Annotated in this window: 2 protein-coding genes; both read left to right on the forward strand. The window is 62.3% G+C overall.

The window, feature by feature from the left end; translation table 11 throughout:
* Positions 1-81 precede the first annotated feature (81 nt).
* On the forward strand, positions 82-1,554 hold the full coding sequence (locus CHB90_RS25780) for a phage tail protein (protein WP_281256145.1): 1,473 nt from the start codon (positions 82-84) through the stop codon (positions 1,552-1,554).
* Positions 1,551-1,916, forward strand: a complete 366-nt coding sequence (locus tag CHB90_RS27670) for a DUF7742 family protein (protein ID WP_483860495.1) — start codon at positions 1,551-1,553, stop codon at positions 1,914-1,916. Before CHB90_RS25780 ends, CHB90_RS27670 begins: the two co-directional genes overlap by 4 nt.
* Positions 1,917-2,206: the final 290 nt, after the last annotated feature.

Genomic DNA, 2,206 nt, shown 5'->3' on the forward strand with positions numbered 1-2,206 from the left:
ATGGCTACACCGCATCGGGCCAGCTACCCCTGCGCAAAATAAGGGGGTCATTTTTGGGCGCCGATAGGGGGTCAGGATTGCGTGCCGATTGACAGGGATGGGACACTGGTCTTCCGGATGCGGAACGGAACAAAGGCCGCAGACCTCTCCCGTGAGATGCTGGCGGTGAGCGAAGAGATCGAAGGCGATCTTTTGGAGACGCGCGCCTCTGAGGCCGAGATGGCCGGGCGTGTGCGTGTGCAATTCCTTTTGGCCGATGCGGATCACCAGGTTGTGTCGGAAGAAGCGGCCTTGCCGGATGAGGCGACCCATGCCGTGTCCGAGACAGACATGGCATTGGCGATGACGCGCGGAGAAGGGCGGCAGACAGCGGAACGGTGGCTGGCCGAGGCGCGGGTGGCGCGGGATACGATGCGATTTGCACTGCCGCCGTCGCATCTTGCGCTGGGCGCCGGTGATATCGTCCGCCTGCCTGTCGGGAGTGGTGGAACACTGGCACGGATCGACAAAGTCGAAGTCATGGAACACCAGATCATTGACGCAGTGCGGATTGAGCCCGAAGTCTTTCGGCCTTCGGAACTGCCCGAAGACACCGCAACAGTCCGGCCCATCACACCTACTGTGCCTGTTGTACCGATCTTTTTGGACTTGCCGCTGATGACCGGGGATGAGGTTACACACGCTCCGCATGTGGCACTTACGGCAACACCCTGGCCCGGCGCTGTCGCAATTTACGAGGCCGCGCAGGATTCGGACTATAACTTGAACAAGCTCATCGCGGGACAGTCGGCAATAGGTTTAACTGAAACGGATCTTGTCGCTGCGCGGCCCGGAAAGATCGACCTCGGCGCGGCGTTGGAGGTCCGGTTGGCCAGTGGCGGCCTACAGTCGATCAGCGAAGCCGGGCTGTTGTCCGGGGGCAACCTTATGGCGATTGGCGATGGAACACCGGGAAACTGGGAACTGTTCCAGTTCAGGGATGCCGAGCTTGTCTCGGAGGGGCGCTGGCGGTTGTCGCACAGGCTGAGGGGGCAGGCTGGCAGCGACGGGCTAGTGCCAACTGTCTGGCCGGCGGGGTCTTTTGTGGTGGCGCTTGATGGGACACCGACGCAGATTGGATTGAAAACGCTGCAACGTGGGTTGGAACGGCACTACAGGGTCGGACCGGCATCTCTCTCCTATGACCATGCCGCCTATGAACATCGCATTCATGCTTTCGACGGCAACGGGTTGCGACCTTACCGTCCTGTACATCTGCGGGTTGCGGATCAGGCGGGTGATCTTGCGTTCAGCTGGATACGGCGCACACGGATAGATGGGGATGGCTGGGACCTTGCTGAGGTTCCGCTTGGCGAGGACCGCGAAGCATACCGGGTTCAGGTCCGGCAGGGCACAACCGTCTTGCGCGACGTGACGGTGACTGCACCGTTCTGGGCCTATGGCGCGGGGGATCAATCCGCCGACGGTGTGGCGGGCGGGTTCACCCTGGCGGTTGCGCAACTGTCAGAGCGCTACGGCCCCGGACCATTTGCCGAACTGGAGTTTGCACAATGAAGCCGGTCTTGCCCGGCGACGTAAGCGCGGTGGCGCGGATGCTGTTGACCGTGCCGCCCCATGCGCGCCCCGAACGTGCTGACCAGCTGATTGACGAGGCCCGTGCGGCGGATGCGCATTGTCGGCGGACAGGACGGGCACACCCTCGATGGGGCGATGGAACTCTGATGGCTGCGGCCCACGGCCATCCGATGGGTCAGGAGGTGTGTTTTGACGATCCCGACTACCTTGATTGTCAACTGGCCATCCTGCACGCACTGCGCGCCTTTCACCAGCCTGAGACGCAGGACACACAGTGGCGTGCAGTTGGACCCAGATCCGGTCATATGACAGCGATGTCGTCGCCACACGCCTCACGATAGCCGAACGCACCGCCGTCGAGACACATCACCGCCGTGTCCAACGGATGGCACAGCGCGCTGGGGCGTGTCTGCATGGCCTTGGATCGGTTCAAAAGCGCAGCCTGCCGCGACAACCGGGCGAACCGCCCGCTGGTCAAGTTTGACCGGGGATTGCCCGGCTAGACCACGCGTGCCTGCGCCGTCCAGAACGGCAATCAGAGGTGGTCGCGGGATTTCGGACCAGGTGCTAAGCTGTAGCGCCTGAGGAAGAACGCACAGAAATGACCAAACGGAAACGCTATTCGGCAGAG

Origin of the sequence: Antarctobacter heliothermus (genome assembly GCF_900188425.1) — a bacterium.
In the GTDB taxonomy this organism is placed as follows: Bacteria; Pseudomonadota; Alphaproteobacteria; order Rhodobacterales; family Rhodobacteraceae; genus Antarctobacter; species Antarctobacter heliothermus.